Raw genomic sequence first — 6,471 nt, 5'->3', positions numbered from 1 at the left:
TAAACAATTAAATCTTGTTCGTTTTTGGCATTAGACATACCTAAACGAATTGGAAGTACGAATTCATTTGATTCATAGGCAATAGATATAGGTCTTAATCTTTTATAAGTATTTTTGTTATATTCTGTTAAATTAACTTTAGCTACTAAAAATTTCATCCCTTGATGAATGTAGGATTCTAATAACTTTTTTGTATATTTATCAACTTGGTAATCATTTTGAATCAACCATGCTTCTAAGTTATCTGATTCTCTGGCATTGAGAATTAAGATATCGTACTCGCCAATGCTAAATTGTTTTTCAACTATTGTTTTCAAAGCTTCTCTGGGAAATCTGATGCTACCTAAAGCCCCATACTTTGACAAAGAAATACAAGGATGATCTTCAAAAGCTTCTCCTAATCTTGGTGCGCTAAAAGCATCTAGCCGATCTATGATTTTTGAATCGGCAATATGTACTTGTTCTTTAGTTAAAACAACTGGTACTGGAATAACCATCGCGAAGTCTTTAACTTCTCCTTGATAATCGTTAGACATGGTTAAAACTGTCTTTCTCCCATCTCTGGCGATGATTACCTGAGAGGCTTGATTGTATAAACTGCTATCGGCTTTAGCAACATAGAAGCCACAAAAAGCTAATGCGGGTTTGATACCAAATAGAAATATTGCACCCGTTAATAATAAAGAAAATAATATTCTGAATATTTTCATAATTGGTATTTGAGTTAAGAAACTTTGTGATAACTCAACCTATAAATATTGACCAGATTGTTTTTGAAATGACAACAAGATTATTATTGTTGGGTTTCATTCTTCAACCCAACCTACGAAATAACTGATTATTCGTTGTCCATTATCAATTGTCCATTGTCCATTGACTTGCTTTCCAATTAAATCGTGGTGCATTCAAAATCGCATCCAACAAAATTGTTAGGGGAGAAATGATAAATAAAGACCAAAAGATTGCTGTAGAAAGATAGAAGTAGTGTTGCAAAATAAACGTAGAAATTGCGATCGCGCCACTCCAGATTAGTCTTCCTTTTTGGGAGTTGGGAATCGATCGCGGATCGGTAAGCATAAATAGGGCAAAGAGTAATAAACTACCGCTAGTAAATTGATGTTGCCAGACATCCCAACTCCAACCGTGATAGATATTTCTGATGGCTTCTAAACTGCCATAAAATAAGAGGAAAGCCACGGAAGTATCCCATCGTCCGACTTGTTTTAAGACAACTCCACCCAAGCCAAGAAATAATAATAAATACCACCAATCTGTCCCCCATTGCCCAGGGGATACCCAAGCATCATTTGTAAAGGTTAAAGCAGCAATAATCCCGAAGTTAGCAGGGTTGAAAAAGTGTTTGTTGTGGTAGCGAAATAAGAACTTACTCGCGATCGCGCTTACTCCCGCGATCGCCATGGTTTGCGGACTATTACTACGAAGTAATAGGGATAAACCCAAGGAAGTAATTAAGGCACTACGAAGAGAAGTTAAAACTTTGGGAGTAATTAAAATATTTAATTTACTGCCTAGATTAGAGAAATTATATTCTTCTGTCTGCTTGCTATATTCCACTACAAAAGACAAAATCCATTGAGTAACCAAACAACTGGCGATCGCTACTAAAATTAGATTTCCTTGTATCGTCCAATCCCTAGTAACAACTCCTAAGAATAAAAATAAACCTAAGAAAATTATTTGCGTCCAACGAGCATCTTTAAATAACATCGATCTTTAATATATAACTACAGATTGATGTTACTAGTATGTCTTTTGAAATTTAAAAATAGGGTCATGTTACAAAAACTGTAACGCAAAAAAAAGGCTTGGCATTGCCAAACCTCTTAAAGTCACTAGCCTGTTATGGGTTATGTGTTACCTAAGCTGGATTATCAGATTGCTCTACTTGGGGAAGCAAACTTGCATAACTATCAAAATCTGAGACAACTTCTTTATATTGTTCGATGGCAAATTTATAGTTATTTGCGGCGATCGCAGCATCGATATTTTCAAAATGCTTGAAAATGTCTTTAGCTGCTTCCAAAGCTGGTTCTTGTTCGTCGGGCAGCAAAGCTTTAGATAGATAGGTCAAATCTCTCCTAATCGAGCCTAAAGGACCGTGAATAAAGGAATCTGCGTTGACCCAGTCTTCGTTATCGATATATTTTCCTAGTTCGGAGATGCGATCGCGAGCGATGTCAAAAGGAATGCGATAGGTAGCAACCTTTTGTAATTTTTCTGGGGTATAGGTAGGTGGTGCAGATGCCGTAGGACTACCACAGCTAACTAAAATAGTTGTTGCTAAAACTAAAATTAAAGAAAGAATAGGGCGAAAAATTCTCATTGTACTCAAAATAAATTTGATGATTAGATCTTAATTTTCTCAGGAAAAGGGACATCTTTATAGAACTTTACGCCGAAAAAACTGAATTAACTGTTGAGAAATATCCGATGCCCAATGTTCTTGAGGGTAGTGTTTGGCTTCGGGAAGTTCGACAAAGTCTATTTCTGAATTAAGACTAGCTAAATCCTTAACGCGATCGCCATCCAGCCAAGGATCTGCCATTCCCCAAATAATTAGAGTTGGTTTGCTGTAGCTAGTTATGCCTGTTTCAATATCTTGGATAGTACGGCTCAAATCTAACTTTTGTAGAATTGCCATCAAGGATCTGCCTACTGCCGAACTTTGTAAAAACGGCTTGCGTAGAATATCTAAATCTTGGTCTACAACCACAAAACCACTACCCTTTTCGATGGTGCGATCGACCAACAGAGGATCTTGAGTCATCATATCCCCCACAAAAGGTAAACTCAATTGCTTCATTACCCAAGGTAATTTCGAGCCAGGGGCAATTGGTGCGTTGAGAACAATTAATCCTTCTATATTGTCGGGATTATCTAAGGCATATTGCACTCCCACAGAGCCTAAGTAGCCTTGGACGACCAAATAAAACTTTTCTAACTCTAAAGCGGCGATCGCTTCTGATAGTTCTTTTAAATAAGCATCGGGAGTATAGGCAAAATCTCTCGTTTTGGGTTTATCAGAAAATCCACAACCAAGCCAGTCTAGGGCAATGCTAGGAATTTCTTCATCTGCCAGAAAAGACATCATTTTTTCCCAGGTGTAACTATGGGAAGGCAAACCGTGTAAAAAAACTACGGGAATGCGATCGCTTTCTACTTCAGTCTGGCGATAAAACCATTCAAACTTACCCGCCTGGATTTTATCTGTTTTAATAGACATTTATTTATTATTTCTCTTGCTTAACTGTAGGTAATTGTCTCAGAGACTGTCACGCAAAATAAAGAGAAATTATTTAACTCAAAACTGTTCGTAATGTCCGCCAATCGCAAAAATGTAGATATAGCGATCGCCAAATTTATAAATTAAACGATCCTTTTGGTCTAGACGATTATCCCAAAATCCAGATAAATTGTGTTTTAAAGGTTCTGGTTTCCCTAATCCTTCAGACGGATCGCCTCGCAGCATTTCTTTGAGAATTTTACAGAGATTCTTATGTAACTTGCGATCTTTTATTCTCAGTTCTTCATAATTACAAAAAACTAAAACAAAACGGCAACATCATATTTTTTAAATATAGTATCTGAAGTGACTATAGTTAAATCTTCAACAGTTGCTTGAGTAATTATCATGCGATCGAAAGGATCTTGATGATGTAGTGGAAGCGAACCAGCGTCAATCGCCTGAATTGGTTTGATATCTAACATCTCGATATTATCTTGAGGGCATTGTGTTGTTACTAACTTCTGAAGTGGTTGTGGAATAGTTAATTTATTATTACCAACTTTAATACTGATTTCCCATAGAGTAGCTGTCGATAAAAATAATTGGTTTTGGCGATTAATAATAGCATTAAGCTGTTGTTCGCTCAGTTGTTCGGGGTTGCTCAACCACCATAACCAACAACAAGTATCTAACAACAATTTCATTTATTCATCTCCATAAAATAACCCCATTGTTTCCTCATCCAGTTCGTTAAAATTGTCGCTAATTTTAATTTGACCCGTTAACCTTCCAGGGATGCGATCGCTTTTTTCGTCAGATAATTTATAAGGAACTAATTTCGCCACGGGAACACCGCGATTGGCAATGGTAAATTCTTCCCCTAAAGCTACTCGCGACAATAGTTTTGATAGTTGAGTTTTCGCTTCGTGAATATTAATTTGTTCGCTCATCGTTAATCAAACTAAGTTTATAAACTAAGTTTAAGTTTAACATTCAGATTTCGGATGAATAATTTTAAATTAAGAATTACCAATAGTATCCATAGGAAGATTTTGTCGCTGAATTATCACCTAAAATTGTAAGATTTACTTAATACTTGCAGTTTGATAAACAAAGGAAATATTTTTATGACCGTTGCTACAAACGTTCCCGCTTTTTGTGAAGGAATCCAACATTTCAAAGAAGAGTTGCCTGATTTTGCCAAATACGGGCAAGCACCAGCTATTCAAAAAGGACAAACTGCGATCGCCGATCCTACAGATAAATCCGCAGTTTATCAGACCATGTTGGCAGCCGATGCCTTGCGCTATCTAACACTGCAAATTACTGCTAGCAAACAATCGGGACATCCAGGAGGATTTGCCAGTATTGCCGATGCGATCGCATCTTTAGTAATGCTAGGACACAAAAATATTATTACCGAAGTGGGACACCACGCCCCTGGATTTTATAGCAACGTCTTTCTAGATACTTCTCTTGAAGCGATGGGGATTAATACCGTGCAGGATATGCGCGATCGCTTTCGGGAAATGCACGGGCTATTGGGACACCTTTCAGGACAAATTCCAGGCTTACTTAATCCCGCAGGACCTTTAGGACAAGGACAACACTTTGCTATGGCAGGGGCAAAACTCCATCCTGGGGTATTATTTCCCGTAACTATTGGCGATGGTGGTTTGGGCGAACCCTATATCATGAGTAGCTTCGGTCACTTTAATACTGCTTACCCCCAAGTAACCAACTTTTTACCTATCTTGGTCTGGAATGGCTATTCCCAAGAACATCACAGCATGGTTTCCACCAAAACCAATGAAGAAATGATTGCTTACTGGGAGGGTAACGGTTTCGGTTCGGTTATTTTAGTCAATGCTAAAGACTACGATGACAGTAACCAACCAGGGGAATATGTAGATAGTACAAAATTCTCTCCAGAAGCTAGAATGGCGTTTACCCAAGCAATTTTAGCAGCAACCGATAAAGCTGCTAAATCTGCATTAGGCGGAACTTTAACAGTCCTAATCGTCAAGCAACTAAAAGGCGCGGGAGTACACAAAACTGGTTCTAAATCTCACAACCTCTATCCAGGAGATAGTGTTGAGAAAGACTATATCGTCGCTGCCTTAAAAGAAAGAGCTTTAACCCCTGAAGCTTGGCAACTAGTCCGTACTAATTATCTTCGTTCTAATGGTGGTGCAGCAGTAGAGACAGCAGTTACAGAAAAAGAATATTCTATCCCCGATCTCGGTACTATTCCCACAGAAGAATATCCTGTAGGGGGAGATAAGAAAGTCGCTACTACTGCCATGGGTGCAATGGTGGCATATGTGGGACAACAAGATAAAGACTTTATTGTGGCTAACGCTGATGGTAACGCAGCATCGGGTATCAATAATATCAATATCGCTTTAAAAATTCTTCACCCCACCACCGACGAAATCTATTTCCAACAACCCCAAGGACAAGTATACGAACCCCTTAGTGAAGATGCCTGTGCGGGTTTAGCAGCAGCCCAGGCTTTATTCGGTGCGAGAACTCTCTGGTGTTCTTACGAATCCTTTGCCATCAACGGCTTACCCATCTGGCAAACCGTCACTCAAGCAATGGCAGAACTACGTCGCCCCACCCCTTCTACTATTACCCTCTTTACCGCAGGGGCATTAGAACAAGGGCGCAACGGTTGGACGCACCAACGCCCCGAAGTGGAAAACTACTTTGCAGGGATGATGCGTAATGGTAATGTATTCCCTCTCTTCCCTTGTGATGCCAACAGCATCCAGGCTTGTTACGAATGGGCATTGGGTACGAAAAATAAAGGTATTACTATTACTGCTAGTAAATCACCCCTAGAAATTCGCACTACCCTAGAACAAACTAGAGAAGGAATAGCCAAAGGTGGTATTGTCTTGCAAGAAACTCCTGGGGATAAAACTGTAGTCTTCGCAGTCATCGGCGATATGACTTTAATCCCTACTTTGGCAGCAGCAGAACAACTAAAAGCCGCAGGTATCGGTTCTAAAATCGTTTCTATAATTAACCCCCGTCGTTTATATCGTCCTACAGACGTGGCTTGGGATACCATTTCTCAAGCTCAAGATGGCGATTTCCTCTCTGATGCTGAATTCTCGGCAATGTTCGATGGCGATGCCCTAATCGGCGTTACAGGTGGTTCGAGTGCTATGTTAGAACCCGTTATGTTGCGTAGTACTAGCCCTTGCGATGTCTTT

8 protein-coding genes are annotated in these 6,471 nt (G+C 39.2%); 1 reads left to right on the top strand and 7 read right to left on the bottom strand.

Features of this window, described 5'->3' with window-relative positions:
- The 7 genes from AC33VI_RS15515 to AC33VI_RS15485 form a co-directional block, all read right to left on the bottom strand.
- On the bottom strand, window positions 1-710 hold a 710-nt coding region (locus tag AC33VI_RS15515), incomplete at its 3' end, for a DUF2330 domain-containing protein (protein WP_491783174.1).
- Window positions 711-855: 145 nt separating this feature from the next.
- Window positions 856-1,728, bottom strand: a complete 873-nt coding sequence (locus tag AC33VI_RS15510) for an RnfABCDGE type electron transport complex subunit D (RefSeq protein ID WP_491783173.1) — start codon at window positions 1,726-1,728, stop codon at window positions 856-858.
- Window positions 1,729-1,879: 151 nt separating this feature from the next.
- Window positions 1,880-2,344: a photosystem II protein PsbQ gene (psbQ, locus tag AC33VI_RS15505; RefSeq protein ID WP_491783172.1), complete on the bottom strand. Its 465-nt coding sequence runs from the start codon at window positions 2,342-2,344 to the stop codon at window positions 1,880-1,882.
- A 57-nt stretch (window positions 2,345-2,401) separates the two neighbouring features.
- On the bottom strand, window positions 2,402-3,244 hold the full coding sequence (locus AC33VI_RS15500) for an alpha/beta fold hydrolase (RefSeq protein ID WP_491783171.1): 843 nt from the start codon (window positions 3,242-3,244) through the stop codon (window positions 2,402-2,404).
- Between the two features lie 78 nt (window positions 3,245-3,322).
- Window positions 3,323-3,544, bottom strand: a complete 222-nt coding sequence (locus AC33VI_RS15495) for a Txe/YoeB family addiction module toxin (protein ID WP_491783175.1) — start codon at window positions 3,542-3,544, stop codon at window positions 3,323-3,325.
- A 20-nt stretch (window positions 3,545-3,564) separates the two neighbouring features.
- Complete coding sequence (locus AC33VI_RS15490) at window positions 3,565-3,951, bottom strand: type II toxin-antitoxin system VapC family toxin (protein ID WP_491783170.1); 387 nt, start codon at window positions 3,949-3,951, stop codon at window positions 3,565-3,567.
- Window positions 3,952-4,197 carry a type II toxin-antitoxin system Phd/YefM family antitoxin gene (locus AC33VI_RS15485; RefSeq protein WP_491783169.1) on the bottom strand — a complete coding sequence of 82 codons (246 nt, stop codon included), beginning with the start codon at window positions 4,195-4,197 and terminating at the stop codon, window positions 3,952-3,954. It lies immediately after the preceding gene.
- A gap of 177 nt (window positions 4,198-4,374) precedes the next feature.
- Between AC33VI_RS15485 and AC33VI_RS15480 the strand changes: the two genes are divergently transcribed.
- Window positions 4,375-6,471, top strand: a 2,097-nt coding sequence (locus AC33VI_RS15480; protein WP_491783168.1) for a phosphoketolase family protein, incomplete at its 3' end; no start/stop codon positions are given.

Source organism: Waterburya sp., assembly GCF_058530065.1.
This window is presented reverse-complemented; position numbering and strand designations above follow the sequence as displayed.